The sequence below is a fragment of the Pseudomonas sp. AK106 genome, from assembly GCF_053903055.1.
The window spans coordinates 2,162,490-2,185,598 of sequence record NZ_CP096426.1 but is presented as its reverse complement, the minus strand read 5'-3'; the positions used below and the strand labels follow the sequence as shown (position 1 = coordinate 2,185,598).

Sequence of the window (23,109 nt, the reverse complement as noted above, 5' to 3'; positions counted from 1 at the left end):
CCGCTTCAGGGTAATTCGTCTGGCGGCGTCGCCAGCGCGTGTGCCAGGCCCGTGACAATAGCGTCGGCTGACATCTGCGTGCGAAGGGCCCCGAAGAAGGCGCCGTCGCGTATCACAAACATCGTCGGCAGATGAAACACGCCGTAGCGCTCCACCGCGCCGCCGTTTTCTTCGGCATCGATCCAGCACAGCCGATCCAGCGGCAACGATTGCTCGGGCAAATGATGCCGGGCCCAGCGGCAACTGGAGCAGCCCAGGCTGGTGAAAATCAGCAGTGAGACGCCGGGCAGATTGAGAAGTTGCTGGTCGAGGTCGAAGTCCGTCAGTTGCAGTTGATCCACGCGCTTCTCCTCTGAATGATGTTCGGGTGACTGAAGGCCTTCGCCGCCTTTCGCAGGACGCGCTTTAGCCGGGAATAGCGGGGTATCAGTCGAGTCGGCTTTCGTCGGGAATATCCATCGTGCCATTCCTCAGTCCGAAACAGGTCAGACAATGCCGCAACCGTTGGACGAAAGCCACGTTTACCCATTGTCGAACCACCGGCTAACGCGCTAAGGTTCGGCTCCCCCGTTGCGCTCAATCATGCTCGGCTCCGCCGCACGGGGACGCTGGCGGCCAGCATCCGTGACCTGATGAGTAACACGATGGCTGATTTACCGATTGACGACCTCAACGTTGCCTCCAACGAGACACTGATCACCCCGGATCAGCTGAAACGCGAAATCCCGCTGACCGCCGCCGCCCAGGCCACTGTCAGCCAGGGCCGCGAAGTCATCCGCAACATCCTCGATGGCAAGGATCACCGCCTGTTCATCGTGATCGGGCCCTGCTCGATCCACGACCTCAAGGCCGCCCACGAATACGCCGATCGCCTGAAAGCGCTGGCGGCCGAGGTGTCCGACACTCTGTATCTGGTCATGCGCGTCTATTTCGAGAAGCCACGCACCACTGTCGGCTGGAAAGGCCTGATCAACGACCCGTATCTGGACGACTCCTTCAAGATTCAGGATGGCTTGCACATCGGCCGTCAGTTGCTGCGCGACCTGGCCGAAAAAGGCCTGCCGACCGCGACCGAAGCCCTCGACCCGATTTCGCCTCAGTACCTGCAGGACCTGATCAGTTGGTCGGCCATCGGCGCGCGCACCACCGAGTCCCAGACTCACCGGGAAATGGCCTCGGGCCTGTCTTCGGCAGTCGGCTTCAAGAACGGCACCGACGGCGGTCTGACCGTGGCCATCAACGCCCTGCAATCGGTGTCCAGCCCCCATCGCTTCCTCGGTATCAACCAGGAAGGCGGCGTGTCCATCGTCACCACCAAAGGCAACGCCTACGGTCACGTGGTATTGCGCGGCGGCAACGGCAAGCCCAACTACGATTCGGTCAGCGTTGCCCTGTGCGAACAGGCGCTGAACAAGGCGAAGATCAAGCCGAACATCATGGTTGATTGCAGCCACGCCAACTCCAACAAGGACCCGGCGTTGCAACCGCTGGTGATGGAAAACGTTGCCAACCAGATTCTCGAAGGCAACCAGTCGATCATCGGACTTATGGTCGAGAGCCACCTGAACTGGGGCTGCCAGGCCATTCCCAAAGACCTCGCCGACCTGCAATACGGCGTGTCCATCACCGATGCCTGCATCGATTGGGACAGCACCGAGAAAACCCTGCGCAGCATGCACGCCAAGCTCAAGGACGTACTGCCAACGCGCAAACGCGACTGACCGTACTGCAGAAACGACAACGCCGAGCACATGCTCGGCGTTTTACTGTGTGAAGCGCGGTTCGGTCAGATCTTCGCAGCCTGCCGCTGGTTGCGCTCCATGTAACGCTCCACATAGGAGCACGAAGGAATCACGGTGTAGCCGATCCGGTCGGCATAGTCGAGGGCCACCTTGGTCAAGGCTGCCGCTATCCCACGTCCGCGCAATTCGTTGGGAACGAACGTACGGTAGATATCCAGGGTCTCTTTACCCAGGTCCATGTACGTCAGATAGGCACGGTAGCCGTCGATATTGACTTCGAACTGGTGACCGGTCTCGTCATGGTGGATGGACAACGCCTCGCTCATCACTACTCCTCGCGGGTCTTGGAATTGGACCCTTACCTTATCGACATTTTCCCGGCGAAGGAACCTCTACAGGCAGTACGACCACTATTGGCTTCTGCAATAGGTCCTTCTGCAATAGAGCTGACTGCGCCACCCTGTGCCGTTTGGACACCGCGAAGAGCATCGCTGTTCTCAAACAATTTGAGCACAGGCGAATATAGGCGCCCCGAGCGAATGCGCTCAAGTGAATCAACTGTTAATTGCGTTGCCGCGCATCTGACTGCATGCCCCATGGAACCTGTTATCGACGACGAATGTCCATTGAGACGCCATGCCCGGACTCAAGTCACTTCAGGGCCATTTAAACGGCTCTCAAGGGTGCGCCTGCCACGATAATCGACTATATAAAAATGGTCGCCGATACGTGGATGGTAGTGGGAAATCGCCTGGGCCGGAGTCACCTGACTGACACCTGCGCCCTGGGGCTTTCTGCGTGCGAAGAAAAAGCGTGAGGAGTTCGACGGAACCCGTTCAAACCCAAGAATTTTCTGCAGATGTTGCGCGCGGTCCGTTTACTTACTACAAACAATGAGTAAGATGTACGCCGGTCGTTTTCTCACTCTCGAGAGATGACTAATTTGATAGAAGTCCTTTAAGGGGAACACGATGAACAACGTTCTGAAATTCTCTGCTCTGGCCCTGGCCGCAGTTCTGGCTACCGGTTGCAGCAGCGCATCCAAAGAAACCGAAGCTCGTCTGACTGCAACTGAAGACGCAGCCGCTCGTTCGCAAGCCCGTGCCGATGAAGCCTACCGCAAGGCTGATGAAGCTATGGCTGCTGCTCAAAAAGCTCAGCAAACTGCTGACGAAGCCAACGAGCGCGCTCTGCGTATGTTGGACAAGGCTAGCCGCAAGTAATAATCCCTCGGGATTATTGATAAGCCGACCCCTTAACGGGTCGGCTTTTTTTATTGCCCGGCGTTTGACGTCGCAGCGTTACTGCAGCGTCATTGGCGCTTCGCCCACCACGGGGGCCGCCGTGGTCGGCACGGCAATCTCGACCGGCATGCCGTCTTCGGCAGCCACTACGTCCCGCACTTCATCCCAATTGATCCGCAGGCTGTTGGCCAGGTCTTCGCGCTTGAGCAGTGCGTTGATCACGGCGGTGTGCTTGTCGACCACCGACGGCTTGCCGCTTTCGTCCAGCGGCGTGTGCGCTTCGAGGTAGACCTTGCCGCCGCTGACGCCGAACTTGTACGGCTCGCTCATGATGCGCACGGTGGTGCCCACCGGGACCATGTCCGCCATTTCCAGCACGTTGTTGTTGTACATGCGGAAGCAGCCGTGACTGGTGCGCATGCCGATGCCGAACTTCTTGTTCGAGCCATGGATCAGGTAGCCCGGCAGCCCGAGGCCGAATTTGAACGGGCCCAGGGGGTTGTCCGGCCCGGCCGGGACCACGTTGGGCAGGATATCGCCGTCGGCGGCGTGCTCGGCCTTGACCGACGCAGGCGGCGTCCAGGTCGGATTCGGTGTTTTGGCGGTGACCTTGGTGGTGGAGACCGGCGAACCCCAGCCTTCGCGACCGATACCCAGCGGGAAGGTGTACACCACGTTCCGGCCTTTCGGGTAGTAGTACAAACGGTACTCGGCGAGGTTGATGACGATGCCTTCCCGCGGACCCGGCGGCAGGATGAAACGCGTCGGCAGCACCACCTGGGTGCCTGCGCCCGGCAGCCAGGCATCGACGCCCGGGTTGGCGGCGATCATTTCCAGGTAACCCAGGTCGTAGCGCGTGGCCAGGTCGGCGAAAGTGTCTTCGTACTTGGCGGTCACGGTCTGCACCTGGCCGATGATGTCCTCACCGGGCGGCGGCAACGGAAACTCCAGGGCGGAGACGGGGCCGGCCGCGCACAGCGCAGCGAGCGACAGACAGCGGGCGAAAGCTGGAATGCGCGACAACATCCGGAGAATCCTTGGTAAACGGAAGGCTTGATTGTGCGCGATTGTACACGCACCCCTGCGCGTCCGGGAGTGTTCGCGTGGCCTTAAACGCCGGCTTCCAGTTCCGGCCAGATCGGGTGCCAGCCGCGCCGTTGCGCGTCGATGATCGCCCGGCACAGCGGGCACAGGCGCTCGTCCTGATAAACCGTCTGCTGCACTTCCGACCAGCGCGGCTGCGCCGGCAACAAGGTGCCGCACAACGTGCGGTCGGCGGAGCCTGCCAGTTCGAGCTGGCGAGCGACCAGATGCACAAGGATTTCCTGGCACGCGAACAGGTCGAGCTGTTCGTCAGGCTCGATCAGTTGATAGGCATAAAGGGACCAGGCAGGACGGCGCGGCATTGAGGGCTCCAGAGCGGGGGCGCCACATTAGCCGAAAGACCCCGTCCGGAAAAGGCCTGCAGGCCTTTAAATCAGCGGTTTTGGTCTGAGGGTCTGGAAACCGTACAACTGCCGTCGCGGCATCGGCGGTTGCCATCCGGATGAGGTAACCACGCCAGCTGGGGACGAAAGCGGCAGAACAACCGATAACCGAGGTTCAACAGGGGTCTCAACGGCCGCCATGACAGTGGCGCAGCCCAGGCACCAAGCCCGGCTGCACGCCAGCTCCAGAGCGTCGCATCCAGGCCCGTGACCCAGGTGCCATCGTCGAAACGGGCATGCAAAACAGACTGCATCTGCTCATGGGTGAATCCAAGAGCCGGTGCATCAAAGCCCTCTTCGCTCATGTCGACGAACAGCAGTCGCGCGGTTGTTGCGTCTGCGCCTGCCTCCGCGTTCGCGCAAGCGTGGGAACGCAGGAGTTTGATCTCCCGCGCGCAAAGCGGGCAGTCACCGTCGAAGTACAGCGTGAGTGGCCACTGCTCTTTCTTGTACATCCTTTGGGTCCTGTATAGGTTTGGGCCACCATAGGCGCAAACCTTCGTGCTGGCAATGAGCGGTCCCTCGCACTCGATGTTTGACCCCATCGCCGAATGCCTGATGTCTGCAGCCGCGACTAAAGCAAGGGTTTAAGGACCGGCCAGACGTTATCCAGCAAGTACGGCTGAGCCGGAACATTGGGGTGAATGCCGTCTTGCTGGGTCATGTCAGGCCGGCCGCCAACCCCTTCCAGCATGAACGGCACCAAAGACACGTTGGTCTCTTGGGCGACTTTCGGGTACACAGCGGCGAATGCTGTCGTGTAGCGCTCACCATAGTTCGGTGGGATTTTCATGCCCAGCAAGAGCACCTTGGCCCCCGCCGCCTTGGACTGCTCAACCATGTCGGTAAGGTTTTGTTGCAATTGCGCCGGCGGTTGCCCGCGCAGGCCGTCATTACCGCCCAGTTCGAGGATCACCAGATCCGGTTTGTGCTCGGCAAGCAGCGACGGCAGCCGCGCCTGGCCTCCTGCGCTGGTGTCGCCGCTGACCGACGCATTGACCACTTTTTCCTTGAAGCCTTCCTTCGCCAGACGCTGTTCCAGCAGACTGACCCAACCCAACCGGGTATCCAGGCCGAAAGCCGCGCTGATACTATCGCCAACGATCAGCACCGTGCCTGCCATCGCGCCCTGTGATACCAGCAGCAAACCCAGGCCAGCACTTAAAAACCACGCACGCATCGGATTCTCCATGAGCGAAAGTATTCTCAGTGCTCGGAACCTCAGCAAAGTGGTCCCAAGCACCGAAGGTGACTTGACCATCCTGCACGAACTCTCCCTGGAACTAAACAAGGGCGACACGCTGGCCATCGTCGGCGCGTCGGGCTCGGGCAAATCCACCCTCCTCGGCCTGCTGGCCGGTCTCGACCTGCCCAGCGCCGGTTCCGTCGTCCTCTCCGGTCGCAACCTCAGCGAGCTGGATGAAGATCAGCGCGCCCGGGTTCGCGCCGAACACGTGGGCTTTGTCTTCCAGTCCTTCCAGTTGCTCGACAGCCTGAACGCGCTGGAAAACGTCATGCTGCCCATGGAGCTTGAGGGCCGCAAAGACGCCCGCGATCAGGCCCGGCATCTGCTGAAGCGGGTCGGCCTGGGTCAGCGCCTGACCCACACACCACGGCAACTGTCGGGCGGCGAGCAGCAACGGGTCGCCATCGCCCGTGCGTTTGCAGCCGACCCCGACGTGCTGTTCGCCGATGAGCCCACCGGCAACCTGGACAGCCACACCGGCGAGCGCATCAGCGATCTGCTGTTCGAGCTGAATCAGGAGCGCAACACAACGCTGGTGCTGGTCACCCACGATGAGCGCCTGGCCCACCGTTGCCGGCGCCTGATCCGTCTGGAGGGTGGCCGACTGGTCGCCCCAATGGAGCCTTGATGGCACGCCTGCCTTTCTCACGCCTGCTCAGCCTCGCGGCGCGCCAGCTCATGCGCGATGCCCGCGCCGGCGAGCTGCGCGTGCTGTTCTTCGCACTGGTGGTGGCAGTTGCCGCCAGCACCGCCATCGGCTATTTCGGCGCACGCCTCAACAGCGCCATGCTGCTGCGCGCGACGGAGTTTCTCGGTGCTGACCTGATCCTCGGCGGCTCCACGCCGGCGGCACCTGCGCAGATCGATGCCGGCAACGCGCTGAAGCTGGATCACTCGCAGATCGTGATTTTCTCCAGCGTGGTGGCCACCGATAACGGCATCCAGCTGGCCAGCGTCAAGGCCGTCGATGGGGCGTACCCGTTGCGCGGCGAGCTGAAAAGCGCGCCTGCCCCCTACGAAGCGGAAACCGTTGGTGGTGAGCCCCAAGCCGGCGAAGCCTGGGCGGAAGCGCGGATCCTGGTGGCGCTCAACTTGAAAGTGGGCGACAGCATCGACGTCGGTTCCAAGACCTTGAAGCTGACCCGGGTGCTGACCTACGAGCCCGACCGCGCCGGTAACTTCTACAGCCTGACGCCCCGGGTGATGATCAACATGGCCGACCTTGAGGCCACCAAGGTCGTGCAGCCCGGCAGCCGCGTCAGTTATCGGGATCTGTGGCGCGGCACGCCCCAGGACCTCGCGGCTTACCGCAAGGCCGTCGAACCCGGGTTGGCGCCGAATCAGAAAATCGACGACGCCCGTGATGGCAATCAACAGATCGGCGGCGCGCTGGGCAAGGCCGAGCGTTACCTGAACATGGCCAGCCTGGTCGCGGTGCTGCTGGCCGGCGTGGCGGTGGCCTTGTCGGCGGCGCGTTTCGCGGCGCGGCGTTTCGATGCCAGTGCGCTGCTGCGTTGCCTGGGCCTGTCGCGCAATGAAGCACTGGTGCTGTTCGGTTTGCAGCTGGCGATGCTCGGCGTTGCGGCCAGTGCGGCAGGCGCCCTGCTCGGCTGGTTTGCCCAACTGGGCCTGTTTCATCTGCTGGAGAGCCTGCTGCCCGCCGCCGTGCCGCCGGGTGGCTGGCTGCCGGCAGTCGCCGGTATCGGCACCGGGCTCGTCGCCCTGGCCGGCTTTGCACTGCCGCCGCTGGCAGCGTTGGGTCGCGTGCCACCGCTGCGGGTATTGCGTCGGGACATGCTGCCGATCCCGGCCAGCACGTGGCTGGTCTATGGCGCGGCGCTGTTCGCGCTGGGCCTGATCATGTGGCGCTTGAGTCTGGACCTGGTGCTGACGTTCGCCCTGCTCGGCGGCGGTCTGATCGCGGCGCTGGTGCTCGGCGGTGTATTGCTGCTGGCCCTGAAAAGCCTGCGCCGCTTGCTGGCCGGGGCCTCGCTGCCGTGGCGCCTGGGTCTGGGTCAGCTGTTGCGCCACCCCATGGCCGCCGCCGGCCAGTCCCTGGCGTTCGGGCTGATTCTGCTGTCGATGGGACTGATTGCGCTGCTGCGCGGCGAGCTGCTCGACACCTGGCAGAACCAGCTGCCCAAGGATGCGCCGAACTACTTCGCGCTGAATATCCTGCCCAACGACAAGGATAATTTCGCTGAACGCATGGGGCGTCTGTCGACCCACAGCGCGCCGCTGTACCCGATGATTCCAGGGCGCCTGATGACCATCAATGGCGAGCCGGTGAGCAAGTTCGTCACCAAGGACTCCCGTGGCGAAAACGCCACCCAGCGCGACCTCAACCTGACGTGGGCGGCAACGCTGCCGGAAGGCAACAGCATCACCGCCGGGCAATGGTGGGCAAGCGATCAGCCGCCTGCGGAGGGCGTGGTCCCCGGCGTGTCGGTGGAAACCAAACTGGCCAACAGCCTGAACATGAAACTGGGCGACACCCTCAGTTTCGTGATCGGCGGTCTGACCCGCGAGGTCAAGGTCACCAGCCTGCGCGACATCAACTGGGACACCTTTCAGCCCAACTTCTTCATGATCTTCCAGCCCGGCACCCTCAAGGACGTGCCGGCCACGTACCTGACCAGTTTCTATCTGGCGCCGGGCAATGATCAGCAAATCGTCGAGCTGTCCCGGGCCTTCCCGGCCGTGACGATCCTGCAGGTGGAAGCGTTGCTGGAGCAGCTGCGCAGCATTCTCGATCAGGTGACGATGGCGGTGCAGTACGTGCTGCTGTTCGTGCTGGCGGCGGGGATGGCGGTGTTGTTCTCCGGCTTGCAGGCGACGCTCGATGAGCGGATTCGACAGGGCGCTCTGCTGCGGGCGCTGGGCGCCAACCGCGCGTTGCTGATCAAGGCCCGGCGCATCGAGTTCGGTCTGCTCGGGGCGGTCAGCGGTGTGCTGGCGGCGATTGGCTGTGAACTGGTGAGCTTTGCCCTCTACCGCTATGCCTTCAACCTGCAGTGGCATCCCCACGTCTGGCTGCTGGTGCTGCCACTGATCGGCGCCTTGCTGGTCGGCGGCGCAGGCGTGTTCGGCACACGGCGCGCGCTGAACGCCAGTCCCCTGCAAGTGCTGCGCGAGGGTTAGGAGCAGGATCTGACGGTGGTCGGCAATGCCCCGCCACCGTCTGCTCGAGAAGCCAGACCGGCCAGCGCAACGCTGCGGCTAGTTCAGGTATTCGATTTTAGTGATCCACCATTGCTTGCTGCCGGACGGAACCGGCACCGAGACTTCGTCGTCGACTTGTTTCTTCAGCAGCGCCCGGGCCATGGGCGAATCGATGGAGATGTAGTCCATACGGCCGTAGATCTCGTCATAACCGACGATGCGGAAACGCTTGCTCTCGCCCTCCTCGTCCTCGACCTCGACCCACGCGCCGAAGAACACCCGGCCTTCCTGCTCCGGCGAATAGGCAACCACGCGCATGTCTTCCAGACGTTTGCGCAGGTAGCGCACCCGCCGGTCGATCTCGCGCAGCAGCTTCTTGTTGTACTGATAATCGGCGTTCTCGCTGCGATCCCCCAGGGAAGCGGCCCACGCCACCTTTTGCGTGATGTCAGGGCGGTGCTCGCGCCAGAGGTAGTCGAGCTCTTTCTTGAGGGCGGCATGGCCCTCGACGGTGATTATTTTGGTGCTGATTTCACTCATTGACGCTGTCTCTGTGCGGCCAGGCCTGGGTCCGGCAGTGCTGGTCTGTGCCTGCCTGTCCTTGTCAGAACGAAGCCTACAGGGTTGGGCTGGCGGGCGGGTAAATCAAGGCGGCGCTCATTTGACCAGACGCTTTTCTTTGGAGGACCGATAGCCGAAGTAGGCGCTGTAGCATTTGCTGAAATGGCTCGGCGAGACAAACCCGCAGGCCACCAGCACCTCCACCTGGGTCAACTCGGTGTGCTGCAGCAGGCGCCGGGCCTCGGTGATGCGCAATTCCAGGTAATAGCGTTGCGGGGTGGTGCCCAACTGCTCCTGAAAGAGCCGCTCGATCTGTCGCCGCGAACGCCCGGCGTACACCGCCAGTTGCTCAAGCTCCAAGGGTTCTTCCAGGTTGGCGTCCATCAACTTGACCACTTCCTTGAGCGGTGCGCTGACTGTCATGTGCCGGCTTGGCTTGATCCGCCGATAGCGCGACTCCTCGAAAGACAGAATGTCCTCGATGCCTTCGATCAGGGCCTTGTCGTGCAGGGTCTTGATCCATTCCAGCGCCATGTGAAACGCCCCAGCAGGGCTGGCGGCGGTGAGGCGATCGCGGTCGATGACGAAGGCTTCGCTGGTCACCTCACTGACTTTGCAGATCTCCGCCAGGGCGGCGCGGTGCTCGGGGTGAATCGCGCACCGGTAGCCGTCGAGCAGGCCCGCTGCGCCAAGGAACCAGGCGCCATTCCACAGCCCGGCGAGGGTAATGCCATGCTCGGCAGCCGTGGTCAGCAGGTGAGACAGTCGCTCATCGGCCTTTAGCCCGGTGCGATAACCGCCACAGACCACCAGCAGGTCGAGGTCCTTCAGCGCCGAGACGTCGAGCCGCGCGTCGGGCCGAATGACGAGCCCCAGATCACTGATCACTTCGCCCTCGTGCAAGCCGAATGTCTGCGAGGTGAACAGTTCGGGGCGCAGAAGGTTGGCCGTGACGAATGTGTCCAGAGCCTGGGTGAAAGCCGGCAACGAGAAGTGTTCGAGCAGCAGGAAGCCGGTTCGGGTCTGGGCCGAGGGGGCAGGCTTGTTCTCATCCACGTAGCGAAGATTCTTGCCCTTCATGCCCCCGCTGAATTCTCGCCGCTCGATCAATGCCGCCTCGCTTTTGCGTCCTGCCCGGGGTGCCGATGGTTGCACCCGTTCGCTCCCCAAGGAGACTTCCTTGATCAACGACGGCCGGGTCTGCGCCATTCTAGCGGAACGGCGCCGGCGTTAAAGTTTTGTCGAGGTGGCCGATACACATCGGCCTGCGAAAAAAAGCCTGCCAGGGCTGACATTCGCCCAACCACCACCCTCCTTACCCACCAGGCTGCTTATGGCGCTCGACCCGACCACCCTGCTGACGATCACCATCGCCCTCGCTGCGGCGGCAGCGCTGTACCTGGCCGTGGAATGGCAGACGGTGCGGGGGCCTTCGTTGCTGTTCTGGAGCGCAGGATTCGCCACCATTTCGGTGGGCTCCACCCTGGCATTGCTGCGCAGCAGCGGCATTCTGGTGATTGGCATCTGGTTCGCCAACGGCTTGCTGGTCACCGCCCACTGGCTCTTCCTGCTGGGCGTTGCGCGGTTTACCGAAGCCCGGCTGTCCAAGGCCTGGTACCTGATCTTCGTCCTGTGGCTCGGGCTGTTGCTGCTGCCGGACCAGCCGTGGTGGTCAAAGGTGATGCTGGCCGCCAACTCGCTGTTGATCTCGCTGCTCATGGTCAAGGCCAGCGGGCTGCTGCGCCCCCACGGCAAGTCCCTGAGCGTCGGCGCGGTGCAGTTGCGCTATGTGCTGCTGGTCCACGGCCTGTTCTATTTTTCCAAGGCGGTCACAGCGGTGGTGCCTGGCACGCTGATCGATCTGGCGGCCTTTCGTGGCGAGATCATCCAGATTTCGCTGGTCGAAGGGACGATGGCGGTGATGCTGATCGCCCTGTCGATGACCGGCTCGGAGCGTCATCGCCGGGAAAAACGCATGGCCCGGCTGGCGGCGCGGGATCCGCTGACGGCGCTGTACAACCGCCGCGCGCTGGAAATGCGCGGGCAGCGTCTGCTGGAAAGTGTCTCGCAGGCTCGGCCGGCAGCGTTGCTGCTGATGGACGTCGACAATTTCAAACTTGTCAACGACCTCTACGGCCACAGCGCCGGCGACCGGCTGCTGGTCGCGCTCAGCGACATCATCCGTGCGGCCTTGCCCCAGGGGTCGCTGGCAGCGCGCTTGGGCGGTGACGAATTCGTGGTGTTGCTCAGTGACACGTCCAGCGAGCACTTGCTGGCCGTAGGGAGCACGCTGCGTGAGGCCTTTCACGCGACGGCCTCGGCAACCTTTTCCACGCCCCAGCCCGTGACGTTGAGCATCGGCGCCAGCCTGTTCAGCCAACCGCCGCCCAACCTGGCGGCGTTGATCGAGCGCAGCGATGCGGCCTTGTATGAATCGAAACGGGGTGGACGCAACCGCATTCAGCTGGTAGATCAGAGTGTCAACGGCAGCGATCCGCTGCCCACACAGTGAAGGCTCACCGAAGGAACACCGGCCATGCCCATGAGCAGCCCTCATCTGATCTACCGCGCCCCTGACCCTGACCCTGAAGATCTTGCCCGCCTGTTCGCCATCTACACCGATCCGCGGACCCAGTTGTTCAACCCTTCGGGGCCCATGACTGATGAGGCCCAGGCAGCCGCCATGCTGGGACGCTGGATCGAGCACTGGCAGGCGCACGGCTTCGGCTGGTGGGCGATTGCGCGCAAGGATGCGCCCGAACACATCATCGGCTTCGGCGGCATCGGGCTACATGATTTTATGGGCGAGCAGCGGGTCAATCTGGGCTATCGATTTGCCGTTGAGGCGTGGGGACGGGGGTTTGCCACGGAGATGGGCCTGGCCGCGCTGGAACACGGATTCTCGACGCTGAGGCTGGATGAGGTGCTGGGTTACGTGCGGCCGACCCACGCTGCATCGATCCGCGTGCTGGAGAAAATCGGCATGCAACGCTGCGGCGAGCTGGATGACGTACCCGGCCAGGCCCCAAGCCTGATGTTCAGAGCCGTTGCGGCGCGGTGAGGTTCAGTGAGAGGTCTGCAGTCCGCAACTGGCGTCGAGCTCATCCCAGGGGTGCGCGGATTCGCGGGCATAGCCGCACGTCGGCAAATGCACAAACGTCGCTTCCCGTTCTGCTTCGCTCTGCCGGGCCTTGCAGGTCCTGCACAACACAGTGTGGTCATTTAGCCGCCAGTGGCTGTTCCACCGGACGAGATCGTCGGTCACCATCTTACTTCCCCTCACCCTCACATACGTAACCAGTTGATTCAACTTGTCGCCGGAGGTTTCGCCCGCAAGGCCGCTGGCTGATCGGCGGTCGTTGTTTTTGCGGGTTCCGCGCAGGGATGGTATGCGTCGGGAGGCAAAACCAGAGGCCCAGGCCTGCGCCACGGGTCGTTTCGAGCTCGACCCGGGTTTACGCAACCTTTACCGATCCTAGACGTGGGTTTACACGGATCCGGTGTTTCATACGTCCATGGCGAACCCACTCTTTCGCCAAAGGAGACACCATGATGTCCAAGATGACCCAAGCCCTGATCCTGTCCGGTCTGCTCGCCAGCGCCGGTGCGGCGTCCGCCAGCGAACGCAACGTGATTGTGCCCGTCATCGCCGGAGCCGCCGTGGGTGCCGTACTGGCCGCGGTGATCAGTCAGTCCAGCCACGACCGACACGATCGCTATCAGGATTACCGCCCGCAACCGCGCTACGCGCCGCGTTATCAGCCGCAGTACCAGCAGGTTGTCTATGTGCCAGTGCGTGAGCGAGTCGAATATCGTCGCTTCGCGCCACCGCCGCCCCGTGGCTACTACGACGGCGGTTACCGCAGAGGTTTTGACCACGGTCGGGGCAATGACCGCTGGTAAGCGCTTGAGCGGCCGTTAATGTGGAACCGGTATTAGCCGGGAAAGCGTCGGATGTCACACTGCAAATCTCACGGTGTTCATGCAGGCCTCTTCCCGGTTGAAGCCGGTCCCACCAAGGGAGTTGCGTGCAGTCAATGGGACTGGCTGCGAACCTGAATGTGGGACCGGCTTTAGCCGGGAAGGCGGCCGCTGTCACACCGCAAACCCAGCGGTGTTCATGCGGGCCTCTTCCCGGCTGAAGCCGGTCCCACTAAGGGCATTGCGTGCAGTCAATGGGACTGGCTGCGAACCTGAATGTGGGACCGGCTTTAGCCGGGAAGGCCTCGGATGTCACACTGCAGATCTCACGGTGTTCATGCAGGCCTCTTCCCGGCTGAAGCCGGTCCCACTAGGGGAATTGCGTGCAGTCAATGGGACTGGCTGCGAACCTGAATGTGGGACCGGCTTTAGCCGGGAAGGCGTCGGATGTCGCACTGCAAATCTCACGGTGTTCATGCAGGCCTCTTCTCGGCTGAAGCCGGTCATACCAAGGCGTCGCGTGCAGTCAATGGGACTGGCTGCGAACCTGAATGTGGGACCGGCTTTAGCCGGGAAGGCGGCCGCTGTCACACCGCAAATTCAGCGGTGTTCACGCAGGCCTCTTCCCGGTTGAAGCCGGTCCCACCAAAGCGTCGCGTGCAGTCAACCGGCGCGCTTTCTCTGTCAAAACTGCTAACGTGTCCGCCCATCACTCGCCCATCGACGCAGGGACGGACATGTTCGAATTCATTTACCTGGCAATTCTCATCGGCATGGGCGGCACTGCGCTGCTGGATCTCTGGGCGTTGTTGCTGAAAGCGGTGCTGGGTTTGCCGACCCCGCCCTGGCACCTCGTCGGGCGCTGGTTTGCCGGGATGCCCAAGGGACAGTTCGCGCACCGCAATGGCATCGGTACTTCCCCTCCCGTCCCCAATGAACTGGCGATTGGCTGGTTCATGCATTACACCGTCGGTGTGCTGTTCGCCGCCGCGCTGTTATTCATCTGGGGCGTGCAATGGGCGCATGGGCCGACCTTCCTCCCGGCCCTGATCGTCGGGCTGGTCACCGTCGGCGCCGGCTGGTTCATCCTGCAGCCCGGCATGGGTGTCGGGGTCGCCTGCAACAAGGCACCGCAGCCGACCGTGGCGCGGCTGCAAAACGTGGTCGGGCACATAATCTTTGCCATTGGCATGTATGGCGCGGCGCGACTGGTCGGGTGATCAAGCGCGGTGTGAGGTCGCACCCGGCCAATCGCGGTGAACCTATCGACGCCGCTGCCGTTCTGAAACCTGAGGGCTGCATGATTATGAAGCCCGTTCCACTCGATCAATCAGGAGACCCCCATGACTCAAACGGCCTTGGTCGTCGGCGCCAGCGGCATCGTCGGCAGCGCAACCACTCAACTGTTGCTCGATAACGGTTGGCAGGTGGCCGCCCTTTCCCGCCGTCCCTCGCAAACGCCGGGCGTGATCCCCGTCGCAGCGGATCTGCAAGACCCGGCATCGGTCAAGCAGGCCCTCGCGGACCTCAAACCGAGCCACGTCTTCCTTACCACTTGGTCGCGTCAGGCGACCGAAGCCGAAAACATTCGCGTCAACGCGGCCATGGTGCGCAACGTGCTGGACGCCCTGAGCCCGGCGAAGAGCGTCAAACATGTCGCGCTGGTCACCGGTTTGAAGCATTACCTCGGCCCGTTCGAAGCTTACGGCAAAGGCACCCTGCCGCAGACGCCGTTCCGCGAATCCCAGGGCCGGCTGGACATCGAGAATTTCTATTACGCCCAGGAAGATGAAGTCTTCGCCGCCGCCAAGCGCGACGGTTTCACCTGGAGCGTGCACCGTCCGCACACCGTCACCGGCGTCGCGGTGGGCAATGCGATGAACATGGCGACCACCCTCGCGGTGTATGCGTCGATCTGCAAAGCGACCGGGCGCCCGTTCGTGTTCCCCGGCTCCCGCATGCAGTGGGACAGCCTCACCGACATGACCGACGCCCGGCAACTGGCCAAGCAGCAACTGTGGGCGGCGACCACGCCCGCTGCGGCGGACCAGGCGTTCAACATCACCAACGGCGACGTGTTTCGCTGGAAGTGGATGTGGGGGCAGATCGCCGAATACTTCGGCGTGCACCCTGCCGAATTCCCGGAGAAGGTTTCCCCACTGGAAGAGCAGATGGCAAACGATCAGGCCGCATGGGACGAACTGGTCCGCACTCACGGTCTGAAAGAAGCCGACATCACGCGCCTCATTTCGCCATGGCACACCGATGCCGACCTCGGCCGCCCGATCGAAGTGGTGACCGACATGTCGAAAAGCCGAGCCCTGGGCTTTAACGCGTTTCAAGCCAGCGACCAGGCGTTCTTTGACGTGTTCGATACGTTGCGGGCACAGCGCCTGATTCCGTAACGGCACCGATCACCGCCACAAAAAAACGCAGCGATGATGACCATCATCGCTGCGTTTTCGTATCCGGATCCCCTTGACAGCGAAGAAGCGAAGCTCACGCCTTTTCCAGCGCGTCCTCCTTGTGCATCGCCAGGTGGCCGGTCTTGTCACTCTTGACCTCGTACTGCGGCGCATCGGGTGAGGCATGGCGATGACGGCCCATGAACTCCACCTCCTTGGTATGCACCTTGGTCACTTTGCCGACGACGTGCCCGACTTCGGAATTCCAGCGCACGTGGTCACCGACCTTGAATGCATGAGCCATCGATTTTCTCCTTTAGTTCCAGAAGTCAGGGCTGCCAGAGGGTCTGGCTGCCTTCGAGTTTGCGGTCCAGAAAACTCGCCGCACTGATCAGCGCGAGGTGGCTGAGGGCTTGCGGCGTGTTGCCAAGATGGTGGCCGTGGGCGTCGAACTCCTCGGCATACAGACCCAGCGGGTTGGCGTAGCGCAGCAGTTGTTCAAACTCAAGATGCGCCTGCTCCACCCGCCCGGCGCGGGCCAGGCACTCGACGTACCAGAACGAACAGGCCACGAACGCGCCTTCCTCACCTTCAAGGCCATCCTGGTGGTCATCGTCATTGCGATAGCGGAACACCATGCCGTCGCGCACCAGCGTCCGTTCGATAGCCTCCAGGGTTTTCAGCCACTTGGGATCGCTGGCACCGACGAAGCGCACCAGCGGCATCAGCAGCATCGACGCGTCGAGGTTTTTGCTGCCCTTGTGCTGGACGAAATGGCCCAGGTCGGCGTCCCAGAAGTTGTCCCAGATGTCGTCATGGATGGCCTGGCGCGCCTTGTCCCAGCGATCGAAGGGTGCCGGCAGGGAACGTTTCAGCGACAGGCGAAGCGCGCGGTCCAGGGCGACCCAGCACATCAGCCGCGAATGCAGGAAATGCTGGTCGTCGCCACGCATCTCCCAGATCCCGACGTCCTTGCTGTTCCAGGTTTCGCACAACTCGTTCACCAGCCGGGTAACGTGCTTCCAGCCCTCGTGGGAAATGGCCTCACCGTATTTGTTGGCCAGGTACACCGCGTCAAGCAGCTCGCCGTAGATGTCCAGTTGCGTTTGCTTGTAGGCCTCGTTGCCGATGCGTACCGGAGATGCACCGCCGTAGCCGCTGAGGTGATCCAGTTCCTCTTCGGGCAATTCTTCGCGGCCGTCCAGTGCGTAGAGAATGCCGAGCTTGTTGGCGTCCTCGCAGCAATCGCCCATGCGGTCGCGGACCCAGTGCATGAAAGCGTTGGCCTCCTCGGTATACCCCAGGCGCATGAAGGCGTAGACGGTGAACGACGCGTCGCGGATCCAGGTGTAGCGGTAATCCCAGTTGCGCTCGCCGCCCTCTTCTTCCGGCAGGCCGAAGGTCGCCGCAGCGACGATACCGCCATGCTTGCGCGAGGTCAGCAGCTTGAGCGCCAGGGCCGAGCGGTTGACCATTTCACGCCAGCGACCGCGGTAGTTGGAGTGCCGGCTCCAGTGCTGCCAGTAGTTGACGGTGTTTTTCAGATCGCAATCGCAATTGGTCGCTTTGACCAGCGGATCGTCGGCACCGCCGAGCATGAACTCGACCACATCGCCCTGCTTCATCTCGAACTCTGCCACTGCGGCCTGGCCTTCGAGCATCAATCCGGTGGTCGCCGCCAGACGCATGGCAGGCTGGCCTTCGGCCTCAAAACGAATGTCCTCACCGTCCATCTGCGCGGTGGTGTCAGCCCGGCTGTAGTCATGGCGCACCCGGCAGAGCATGCGTACCGCGGCCTGGCCATGACGAACATGAATGCGGCGGATCAGGCGCGGCAGGCTGTCGACTTCGGACGCAATGGGCATCAGGTCAGTGACCTCGACGACCGCGTCCTTGGCGATCCAGCGTGTCATCAGCACGTTGGTTTGCGGCAGATACAGCTGCTGGCGACGGGCATCCGGCAAGATCGGCGCCAGCTGGAAAATCCCTGCGTCAGGGGTGTCCAGCAGCGCGGTGAAAATACTCGGGCTGTCGAAATCGGGCCAGCAGCAGAAGTCGATGCTGCCGGTGTCGGCCACCAGCGCGGCGCTGCGCATGTCGCCGATGATGCCGTGGTTTTCGATGGCGTTCTGGGGCTCTTGTTCATCGGGGATCGGAGAGTGTTCAGCCATTGTTGCGGAACTCCGGATAGAGGCTCATGCCACCGTCGATGAACAGCGTCGTGCCATGCACATAGTCGGACGCATCCGACGCCAGCCAGACAACGGCATTGGCGACATCATCGGCCTCGCCCACGCGACCGTAGGGGATCAGCTCCAGCAGTTTCTTCTCGGCGTCGCCACTGGTGGCCTTGGTGTTGATGGCCGTGCGAATCGCCCCAGGCGCAACGCTGTTGACGCGGATGCGCTGCTCGCCGACCTCTTGCGCAATGCTGCGCATCAACAGATCGACGCCGCCCTTAGAGGCGGCGTAGTTGACGTGGCCGGCCCAGGGGATGACCTGATGCACCGAACTCATGTGGATGATCTTGCCCCGGGCGCGGGACACCTCGGGGCGGATGTCCTGTTTGGCGAACTGCCGCACCGCAGCGCGGGCGCAGAGGAACTGGCCCGTGAGGTTAACGTTGATGACGGTGTTCCAGTCTTCGAGGGTCAGGTCGGCGAAGGCGGCATCCTTCTGCAGCCCGGAATTGGCGACGAGGATGTCCAGGCGGCCGAACGCCTTGAGGGTCTCGGCGAACAGTTTCTCCACGTCCTGCTCGTTGGACACGTCGGCGCCTATGGCGATGGCCTGGCCGCCGGCGTCGATGATTTCTTGCGCAAGCTTCTGCGCGGGTTCGGGCTGCGAGTGGTAGTTGACGACCACTGCCGCGCCTGACGCTGCGAGCCCTCTGGCCGCGCCAGCACCCAGTCCGGAACTGGCGCCAGTGACAAGGGCGACCTGGCCTTTCAAGGAAATCTGCATGGAATGTGGAGCCTCATGGTGAGCGTTTTAATGCTGACTCATGGGGTTCTGCTGAAGTTCATCGGGATGAGTACGCCCGTGGCGAAAACCCAGGAGCGGCCGGTATTGGCAGACAGAGCCTCGACGGTCACGCCGCAAAATCGAGGATGCGCACGCTGGCCTCTTCCCGGCTGAAGCCAGTCCTACAGGTGTATGTGTGCTTTCAGTAGGAACGGCTTCAGCCGGGAAGGCATCAGCAGCCATGCCGCAAAATCCAGTGCGCACACACTGGCCTCTTCCCGGCTGAAGCCGGTCCTACAATTCGCGGTCCAGCTGGTCCTACTGGGCGTACGCATACACCTGTAGGACTGGCTTCAGCCAAGAAGGCTGGACGCCGAACGACCGCGCTCCATAAACTGCGTCCATCTGTCGCAGACCTCTACAGCAGGGTGAAGAATGTCGGGTAACGGGGACGATGTATGAATCGCAATGAGCTGCGCAAGGCCGACATCAACCTGATGGTGGTGTTCGAAACCTTGATGCAAGAGCGTAACGTGACCCGCGCCGCCGAGAAGCTGTTCCTCGGCCAACCCACCATCAGCGCTGCCCTCAACCGCCTGCGTGCGCTGTTCAACGATCCCTTGTTCATTCGCGTCGGGCACCGCATGGAACCCACGGCGCGGGCCAACGAGATCATCAGTCACCTGTCGCCGGCGCTGGACGCGATGTCCGTGGCCCTGAGCCTCACGCGGGAATTCGATCCGGCCAGCAGCGACATGACCTTCCGCATCGGGCTGTCCGATGACGTCGAATACAGCCTGCTGCCGCCGATGCTGCGCGCGATCCGTGAAGAAGCGCCGGGCATCGTGCTGGTGATCAAGCAGGTCAATTTCTGGAATGTTTCGGAGCTGCTCATGTCCGGCGACATCACCGTTGGCGTCTGCCTGACCCGTGAACTGCCGGCCAATGCCAAGCGAAAAATGCTGCGCATCATGCGGCCGATGGTGGTGCGGGCCGATTCTTCGCCCGAGCCGATCACCCTGGATGAATACTGCACCCGGCCCCACGTCGTGGTTTCCCACGTGGCGAACATTTCAAGCTTTGCGGATGAGTGGCTGGCGGCGATCGGGCGCAAGCGCACCGCCGTGTTGTCGGTGCCGCAATACAGCACGTTGCCGGCGTTGATGGAGGGGACGGATCTGCTGTGCAACTTGCCGGATCACCTGACCCGTGCCATGGCCCGGACCGGTCTGCGCGGTGAGCCGCTGCCGTTCGTGACGCCGAATCTAGAGCTGTCGATGGTCTGGCTCAGCGTCATGGACACCGACCCCGCCGAACGATGGCTGCGCAGGCGGCTGGAGGCGTTCATGGGGGATTCAAGCGCTACCAGCTCTGCGCGGTAGCCCCTGACCCCTTCCCGGCTAAAGCCGGTCCCACAAAACACCCCGCGATCAACTGTAGGACCGGCTTCAGCCGGGAAGACGCCGGTTAATACACCACCAAATTTCCGGTGTAGCGGCCGACGCCTTCCCGGCTAAAGCCAGTCCTACGATGCGCGCGTGACTTAGTGGGACCGGCTTCAGCCGGGAAAGCGTCAGCGGTGACAGCACAAAATGATGGCGTTCACACCTTTCTCTTCCCGGCTAAAGCCGGTCCCACTAAAACCTTTTACAGCGCCAGCAATACCCTCAATCAGCCAAAACGACCGGTGATGTAATCCTCGGTCTGGGTCTTGGATGGCTTGGTGAAGATGGTGTCGGTGTCGCCGTGTTCGATCAGTTCGCCCATGAACATGAACGCGGTGTAGTCCGAGCAGCGCGCGGCCTGTTGCATGTTGTGGGTGACGATGATCACGGTGAACTGCTCTTTGAGCTCGGTGATCAGCTGTTCGATGCGACCGGTGGAGATCGGGTCGAGGGCTGAAGTCGGTTCGTCCAGCAGCAGCACTTGCGGGCGCAGCGCGATGGTGCGGGCGATGCACAGGCGCTGTTGCTGACCACCGGACAGGCTCTGGGCGCTCTGCTTGAGCTTGTCTTTCACTTCATCCCACAACGCCGCGCCGCGCAGGGCCTGCTCGACGCGCTCTTCCATCTCGCGACGAGACAGTTTCTCGTGGTGGCGCACCGCGTAGGCGATGTTGTCGTAGATCGACATCGGGAACGGCACCGGCTTCTGGAACACCATCCCGACATTGCTGCGCAGGCGGTTCATCGAGTAGCCCGGGGCGAGAATATTCTCACCGTTGAGCATCACTTCGCCTTTGGCTTCCTGCTTCGGGTACATCGAGTAAATGCGGTTGAACACGCGCAGCAGCGTGGACTTGCCGCAGCCGGACGGGCCGATGATCGCGGTGATGCGCTTCTCCGGGATGATCATGTCGACCGACTTCAGCGAACGCTGAGTGCCGTAGTAGAAATCGAGACCGCGTACCTGGATTTTGGTTTTTTCGTCGGCGAGGGAAAGGTTGTTCATCAGGACGCCCTATTGCGCAAAAGGAGAAGACGGGAACTGAGGCTCAGTACCAGCACAAACATGGTCATAATCAAGGCGCCGGCCCAGGCCAGGGAGTGCCAGTCATCGAACGGACTCATCGCGTACTGGAAGATCACCACAGGCACGCTTGCGATCGGTTTGAGCAGGTCACTGCTCCAGAACTGGTTGCCGAAGGCGGTGAACAGCAACGGCGCGGTTTCGCCGGTGATGCGCGCCAGCGCCAGCAGAATGCCGGTCACCACGCCGGCCTTGGCGGCACGCAGGACGATCTGCAGCGTCAGCTTCCATTGCGGCACACCCAGCGCCAACGCGGCTTCGCGCATGGTCGACGGTTGCAGCTGAAGCATTTCGTCGGTGGTGCGCACCACCACCGGGATCACCAGCAGAGCCAGGGCCAGAGCGCCGGCGATGGCGGAGAAACCCACCTGGTGGTTGGTCACGGCGCTGAGGGGCAGGATCACCGCGGTGTACACGAACAGACCGAGCACGATCGACGGCGCCGACAACAGAATGTCGTTGATGAAGCGCACCGCGTTGCCCAGCTTGGTGTTGCGGGCAAACTCTGCCAGCCAGATACCGGCCATCAAACCAATCGGCGTGCCGATCAGCAGGCCGATGCCGGACATCAGGATGCTGCCGTAGAAGGCGTTGGCCAGACCGCCGGACGAGCCCGGTGGCGGGGTCATTTCAGTGAACAGCCGCAGGTTCAGCGCTTCGAATCCGTTGACGATCGTGGTCAGCAGAATCCACACCAGCCACAATAGGCCGAAAGCCGTCGCGGCGCAACTCAGGACCATCGCGATCCTGTTCTTGATGGCGCGTGAGCGGTACAGGTTTTCGTTATCGGCCTTACTCATAGACCCTCCTTGCGCGACAGACGAGAGAGCATCAGACGGGCGATCGCCAGCACGATGAAGGTAACCACGAACAGCAGGAAGCCCAAGGCGATCAGTGCAGAACGGTGCAGGTCGGTGTAGGCCTCGCTGAACTCGTTGGCAATCACCGAAGCAATCGAGCTGCTCGGCATCATCAGCGATGCGGAGAACTGGTGCGCGTTACCCAATACGAAGGTCACCGCCATGGTTTCACCGAGCGCACGGCCCAGACCCAGGAACACACCGCCGACCACCGCCGAGCGGGTGTAAGGCAGGACGATGTCCCAGACCACTTCCCACGTCGTGCCGCCCAGGGCGTAAGCCGACTCTTTAAGGGCGATGGGCACGCTGCGGAACACTTCGGTCATGACCGAGGTGATGAACGGGATAATCATGATCGCCAGCACGATGCCGGCGGTGAGCATGCCGATGCCCAGGGGCGGGCCTTGAAACACCGGGCCGATCAGCGGCAGCGCGCCAAGGTTGTCGTTGATCCACGGGGCCATGTACTGGGCCATGAACGGGCCGAACACGAACAGGCCCCACATGCCGTAGATGATCGAAGGAATGCCCGCCAGCAGCTCCACCGCCGAAGCGATGGGCATGCGCAACCAGGGCGGTGCGACTTCAGTCAGAAAAACCGCGATGCCGAAGCTCACCGGAACGGCGATCAGCAGGGCGAGAAAGGAGGTGACCAGCGTGCCGTAGATCGGTACCAACGCGCCGAACTTGCCGTTGACCACGTCCCATTCGGTACTGGTAAGAAATTCGAAGCCAAACGTCTTGAATGCCAGGGCACCGCCCCAGAGTGTGGAGCCGGCGATACTCGCCAGCAACAGCAGCACCAACAGAGCCGCTCCCAGCATCGTGCGCCGAAACCAGGCGTCGTGTCGGTGATCGCGGGCCGCGCGTTTTTCGCTCTCGGATATTGCATCCGGAATCACAGCGGACATGTATTGGGTGTTATCAGTCATGGTAGGTCCACTCGCAAGGAAACCCTGCCATCGAGCGCTCGGTGGCAGGGGTAAGC

Annotated in this window: 24 protein-coding genes; 10 read left to right on the top strand and 14 right to left on the bottom strand. The window is 62.3% G+C overall.

The window, feature by feature from the left end; translation table 11 throughout:
- Nucleotides 1-5: 5 nt before the first annotated feature.
- Nucleotides 6-341, bottom strand: a complete 336-nt coding sequence (locus tag M1E04_RS09905) for a YbbN family protein (protein ID WP_244160342.1) — start codon at nucleotides 339-341, stop codon at nucleotides 6-8.
- Between the two features lie 303 nt (nucleotides 342-644).
- Here M1E04_RS09905 and M1E04_RS09900 point away from each other — a divergent pair, with 303 nt between their 5' ends.
- The gene (locus M1E04_RS09900; RefSeq protein WP_065988520.1) at nucleotides 645-1,721 is read left to right on the top strand and encodes a 3-deoxy-7-phosphoheptulonate synthase; all 1,077 of its coding nucleotides are present in this window, start codon (nucleotides 645-647) and stop codon (nucleotides 1,719-1,721) included.
- A gap of 65 nt (nucleotides 1,722-1,786) precedes the next feature.
- On the opposite strand, the gene M1E04_RS09895 is transcribed toward M1E04_RS09900, so the two are convergent.
- Entirely contained in the window at nucleotides 1,787-2,068 is a 282-nt protein-coding gene (locus M1E04_RS09895; protein ID WP_065988521.1) for a GNAT family N-acetyltransferase, read from the bottom strand.
- A 645-nt stretch (nucleotides 2,069-2,713) separates the two neighbouring features.
- Here M1E04_RS09895 and M1E04_RS09890 point away from each other — a divergent pair.
- On the top strand, nucleotides 2,714-2,965 hold the full coding sequence (locus tag M1E04_RS09890) for an Lpp/OprI family alanine-zipper lipoprotein (protein ID WP_065988522.1): 252 nt from the start codon (nucleotides 2,714-2,716) through the stop codon (nucleotides 2,963-2,965).
- Nucleotides 2,966-3,043: 78 nt separating this feature from the next.
- Here M1E04_RS09890 and M1E04_RS09885 read toward each other — a convergent pair whose 3' ends face one another.
- From M1E04_RS09885 to M1E04_RS09870, 4 genes are all read right to left on the bottom strand, one after another.
- The gene (locus tag M1E04_RS09885; RefSeq protein WP_456292860.1) at nucleotides 3,044-4,012 is read right to left on the bottom strand and encodes a L,D-transpeptidase family protein; all 969 of its coding nucleotides are present in this window, start codon (nucleotides 4,010-4,012) and stop codon (nucleotides 3,044-3,046) included.
- 83 nt (nucleotides 4,013-4,095) lie between these two features.
- On the bottom strand, nucleotides 4,096-4,392 hold the full coding sequence (locus tag M1E04_RS09880; RefSeq protein ID WP_065988524.1) for a hypothetical protein: 297 nt from the start codon (nucleotides 4,390-4,392) through the stop codon (nucleotides 4,096-4,098).
- A 71-nt stretch (nucleotides 4,393-4,463) separates the two neighbouring features.
- Nucleotides 4,464-4,928 carry a thiol-disulfide oxidoreductase DCC family protein gene (locus M1E04_RS09875; protein WP_456292859.1) on the bottom strand — a complete coding sequence of 155 codons (465 nt, stop codon included), beginning with the start codon at nucleotides 4,926-4,928 and terminating at the stop codon, nucleotides 4,464-4,466.
- A 119-nt stretch (nucleotides 4,929-5,047) separates the two neighbouring features.
- Nucleotides 5,048-5,653 carry an arylesterase gene (locus tag M1E04_RS09870; protein WP_456292858.1) on the bottom strand — a complete coding sequence of 202 codons (606 nt, stop codon included), beginning with the start codon at nucleotides 5,651-5,653 and terminating at the stop codon, nucleotides 5,048-5,050.
- Between the two features lie 10 nt (nucleotides 5,654-5,663).
- Between M1E04_RS09870 and M1E04_RS09865 the strand changes: the two genes are divergently transcribed.
- Nucleotides 5,664-6,347: an ABC transporter ATP-binding protein gene (locus M1E04_RS09865; RefSeq protein WP_456292857.1), complete on the top strand. Its 684-nt coding sequence runs from the start codon at nucleotides 5,664-5,666 to the stop codon at nucleotides 6,345-6,347.
- Entirely contained in the window at nucleotides 6,347-8,860 is a 2,514-nt protein-coding gene (locus M1E04_RS09860; protein WP_456292856.1) for an ABC transporter permease, read from the top strand. Before M1E04_RS09865 ends, M1E04_RS09860 begins: the two co-directional genes overlap by 1 nt.
- A gap of 78 nt (nucleotides 8,861-8,938) precedes the next feature.
- Here M1E04_RS09860 and greB read toward each other — a convergent pair whose 3' ends face one another.
- Nucleotides 8,939-9,412 (bottom strand): transcription elongation factor GreB, encoded by a 474-nt coding sequence (gene greB, locus M1E04_RS09855; protein ID WP_065988745.1) that lies wholly within the window; start codon nucleotides 9,410-9,412, stop codon nucleotides 8,939-8,941.
- 126 nt (nucleotides 9,413-9,538) lie between these two features.
- Nucleotides 9,539-10,522 carry a GlxA family transcriptional regulator gene (locus M1E04_RS09850; protein ID WP_456293172.1) on the bottom strand — a complete coding sequence of 328 codons (984 nt, stop codon included), beginning with the start codon at nucleotides 10,520-10,522 and terminating at the stop codon, nucleotides 9,539-9,541.
- Nucleotides 10,523-10,775: 253 nt separating this feature from the next.
- Between M1E04_RS09850 and M1E04_RS09845 the strand changes: the two genes are divergently transcribed.
- The 5 genes from M1E04_RS09845 (at nucleotide 10,776) to M1E04_RS09825 (ending at nucleotide 15,768) form a co-directional block, all read left to right on the top strand.
- Entirely contained in the window at nucleotides 10,776-11,954 is a 1,179-nt protein-coding gene (locus tag M1E04_RS09845; RefSeq protein ID WP_192130211.1) for a GGDEF domain-containing protein, read from the top strand.
- 24 nt (nucleotides 11,955-11,978) lie between these two features.
- The gene (locus tag M1E04_RS09840) at nucleotides 11,979-12,503 is read left to right on the top strand and encodes a GNAT family N-acetyltransferase (RefSeq protein ID WP_456292855.1); all 525 of its coding nucleotides are present in this window, start codon (nucleotides 11,979-11,981) and stop codon (nucleotides 12,501-12,503) included.
- Between the two features lie 488 nt (nucleotides 12,504-12,991).
- Nucleotides 12,992-13,345, top strand: a complete 354-nt coding sequence (locus M1E04_RS09835; protein WP_456292854.1) for a hypothetical protein — start codon at nucleotides 12,992-12,994, stop codon at nucleotides 13,343-13,345.
- Nucleotides 13,346-14,100: 755 nt separating this feature from the next.
- Entirely contained in the window at nucleotides 14,101-14,583 is a 483-nt protein-coding gene (locus M1E04_RS09830; RefSeq protein WP_369319673.1) for a DUF2938 family protein, read from the top strand.
- A gap of 123 nt (nucleotides 14,584-14,706) precedes the next feature.
- The gene (locus M1E04_RS09825; RefSeq protein WP_065988533.1) at nucleotides 14,707-15,768 is read left to right on the top strand and encodes an SDR family oxidoreductase; all 1,062 of its coding nucleotides are present in this window, start codon (nucleotides 14,707-14,709) and stop codon (nucleotides 15,766-15,768) included.
- Between the two features lie 94 nt (nucleotides 15,769-15,862).
- Here the strand turns inward: M1E04_RS09825 and M1E04_RS09820 are convergent, their stop codons facing one another.
- The 3 genes from M1E04_RS09820 to M1E04_RS09810 are packed head-to-tail and all read right to left on the bottom strand — an operon-like array spanning nucleotide 15,863 to nucleotide 18,732.
- A complete protein-coding gene (locus tag M1E04_RS09820; protein WP_296314297.1) occupies nucleotides 15,863-16,072 on the bottom strand; it encodes a hypervirulence associated TUDOR domain-containing protein in 210 nt (69 codons plus the stop codon).
- A 25-nt stretch (nucleotides 16,073-16,097) separates the two neighbouring features.
- Nucleotides 16,098-17,939, bottom strand: coding sequence for a glycoside hydrolase family 15 protein (locus tag M1E04_RS09815; protein ID WP_192130205.1), 1,842 nt, complete (start codon nucleotides 17,937-17,939; stop codon nucleotides 16,098-16,100).
- Entirely contained in the window at nucleotides 17,932-18,732 is an 801-nt protein-coding gene (locus tag M1E04_RS09810; RefSeq protein WP_065988535.1) for a glucose 1-dehydrogenase, read from the bottom strand. The genes M1E04_RS09815 and M1E04_RS09810 overlap by 8 nt, the downstream gene beginning before the upstream one ends.
- 458 nt (nucleotides 18,733-19,190) lie before the next feature.
- On the opposite strand from M1E04_RS09810, the gene M1E04_RS09805 reads away from it, so the two are divergent.
- The gene (locus M1E04_RS09805) at nucleotides 19,191-20,114 is read left to right on the top strand and encodes a LysR substrate-binding domain-containing protein (protein ID WP_456292853.1); all 924 of its coding nucleotides are present in this window, start codon (nucleotides 19,191-19,193) and stop codon (nucleotides 20,112-20,114) included.
- Nucleotides 20,115-20,403: 289 nt separating this feature from the next.
- On the opposite strand, the gene pstB is transcribed toward M1E04_RS09805, so the two are convergent.
- The 3 genes from pstB to pstC are packed head-to-tail and all read right to left on the bottom strand — an operon-like array spanning nucleotide 20,404 to nucleotide 23,053.
- Nucleotides 20,404-21,183 (bottom strand): phosphate ABC transporter ATP-binding protein PstB, encoded by a 780-nt coding sequence (gene pstB / locus M1E04_RS09800; RefSeq protein WP_065988537.1) that lies wholly within the window; start codon nucleotides 21,181-21,183, stop codon nucleotides 20,404-20,406.
- Nucleotides 21,183-22,061, bottom strand: coding sequence for a phosphate ABC transporter permease PstA (gene pstA, locus M1E04_RS09795; protein ID WP_065988538.1), 879 nt, complete (start codon nucleotides 22,059-22,061; stop codon nucleotides 21,183-21,185). Before pstA ends, pstB begins: the two co-directional genes overlap by 1 nt.
- Nucleotides 22,058-23,053 (bottom strand): phosphate ABC transporter permease subunit PstC, encoded by a 996-nt coding sequence (pstC, locus tag M1E04_RS09790; RefSeq protein ID WP_065988539.1) that lies wholly within the window; start codon nucleotides 23,051-23,053, stop codon nucleotides 22,058-22,060. The genes pstA and pstC overlap by 4 nt, the downstream gene beginning before the upstream one ends.
- Nucleotides 23,054-23,109: the final 56 nt, after the last annotated feature.

Coding starts and splice junctions, on each gene's coding strand:
- M1E04_RS09875 (WP_456292859.1), bottom strand. CDS start 4,928: ATGTACAAGAAAGAGCAGTGGCCACTCACGCTGTACTTCGACGGTGAC.
- M1E04_RS09880 (WP_065988524.1), bottom strand. CDS start 4,392: ATGCCGCGCCGTCCTGCCTGGTCCCTTTATGCCTATCAACTGATCGAG.
- pstC (WP_065988539.1), bottom strand. CDS start 23,053: ATGACTGATAACACCCAATACATGTCCGCTGTGATTCCGGATGCAATA.
- M1E04_RS09835 (WP_456292854.1), top strand. CDS start 12,992: ATGATGTCCAAGATGACCCAAGCCCTGATCCTGTCCGGTCTGCTCGCC.
- M1E04_RS09810 (WP_065988535.1), bottom strand. CDS start 18,732: ATGCAGATTTCCTTGAAAGGCCAGGTCGCCCTTGTCACTGGCGCCAGT.
- M1E04_RS09850 (WP_456293172.1), bottom strand. CDS start 10,522: ATGAAGGGCAAGAATCTTCGCTACGTGGATGAGAACAAGCCTGCCCCC.
- M1E04_RS09820 (WP_296314297.1), bottom strand. CDS start 16,072: ATGGCTCATGCATTCAAGGTCGGTGACCACGTGCGCTGGAATTCCGAA.
- M1E04_RS09885 (WP_456292860.1), bottom strand. CDS start 4,012: ATGTTGTCGCGCATTCCAGCTTTCGCCCGCTGTCTGTCGCTCGCTGCG.
- M1E04_RS09830 (WP_369319673.1), top strand. CDS start 14,101: ATGTTCGAATTCATTTACCTGGCAATTCTCATCGGCATGGGCGGCACT.
- M1E04_RS09865 (WP_456292857.1), top strand. CDS start 5,664: ATGAGCGAAAGTATTCTCAGTGCTCGGAACCTCAGCAAAGTGGTCCCA.
- pstB (WP_065988537.1), bottom strand. CDS start 21,183: ATGAACAACCTTTCCCTCGCCGACGAAAAAACCAAAATCCAGGTACGC.
- M1E04_RS09815 (WP_192130205.1), bottom strand. CDS start 17,939: ATGGCTGAACACTCTCCGATCCCCGATGAACAAGAGCCCCAGAACGCC.
- M1E04_RS09860 (WP_456292856.1), top strand. CDS start 6,347: ATGGCACGCCTGCCTTTCTCACGCCTGCTCAGCCTCGCGGCGCGCCAG.
- M1E04_RS09890 (WP_065988522.1), top strand. CDS start 2,714: ATGAACAACGTTCTGAAATTCTCTGCTCTGGCCCTGGCCGCAGTTCTG.
- pstA (WP_065988538.1), bottom strand. CDS start 22,061: ATGAGTAAGGCCGATAACGAAAACCTGTACCGCTCACGCGCCATCAAG.
- M1E04_RS09825 (WP_065988533.1), top strand. CDS start 14,707: ATGACTCAAACGGCCTTGGTCGTCGGCGCCAGCGGCATCGTCGGCAGC.
- M1E04_RS09900 (WP_065988520.1), top strand. CDS start 645: ATGGCTGATTTACCGATTGACGACCTCAACGTTGCCTCCAACGAGACA.
- M1E04_RS09870 (WP_456292858.1), bottom strand. CDS start 5,653: ATGCGTGCGTGGTTTTTAAGTGCTGGCCTGGGTTTGCTGCTGGTATCA.
- M1E04_RS09840 (WP_456292855.1), top strand. CDS start 11,979: ATGCCCATGAGCAGCCCTCATCTGATCTACCGCGCCCCTGACCCTGAC.
- M1E04_RS09845 (WP_192130211.1), top strand. CDS start 10,776: ATGGCGCTCGACCCGACCACCCTGCTGACGATCACCATCGCCCTCGCT.
- M1E04_RS09895 (WP_065988521.1), bottom strand. CDS start 2,068: ATGAGCGAGGCGTTGTCCATCCACCATGACGAGACCGGTCACCAGTTC.
- M1E04_RS09805 (WP_456292853.1), top strand. CDS start 19,191: ATGAATCGCAATGAGCTGCGCAAGGCCGACATCAACCTGATGGTGGTG.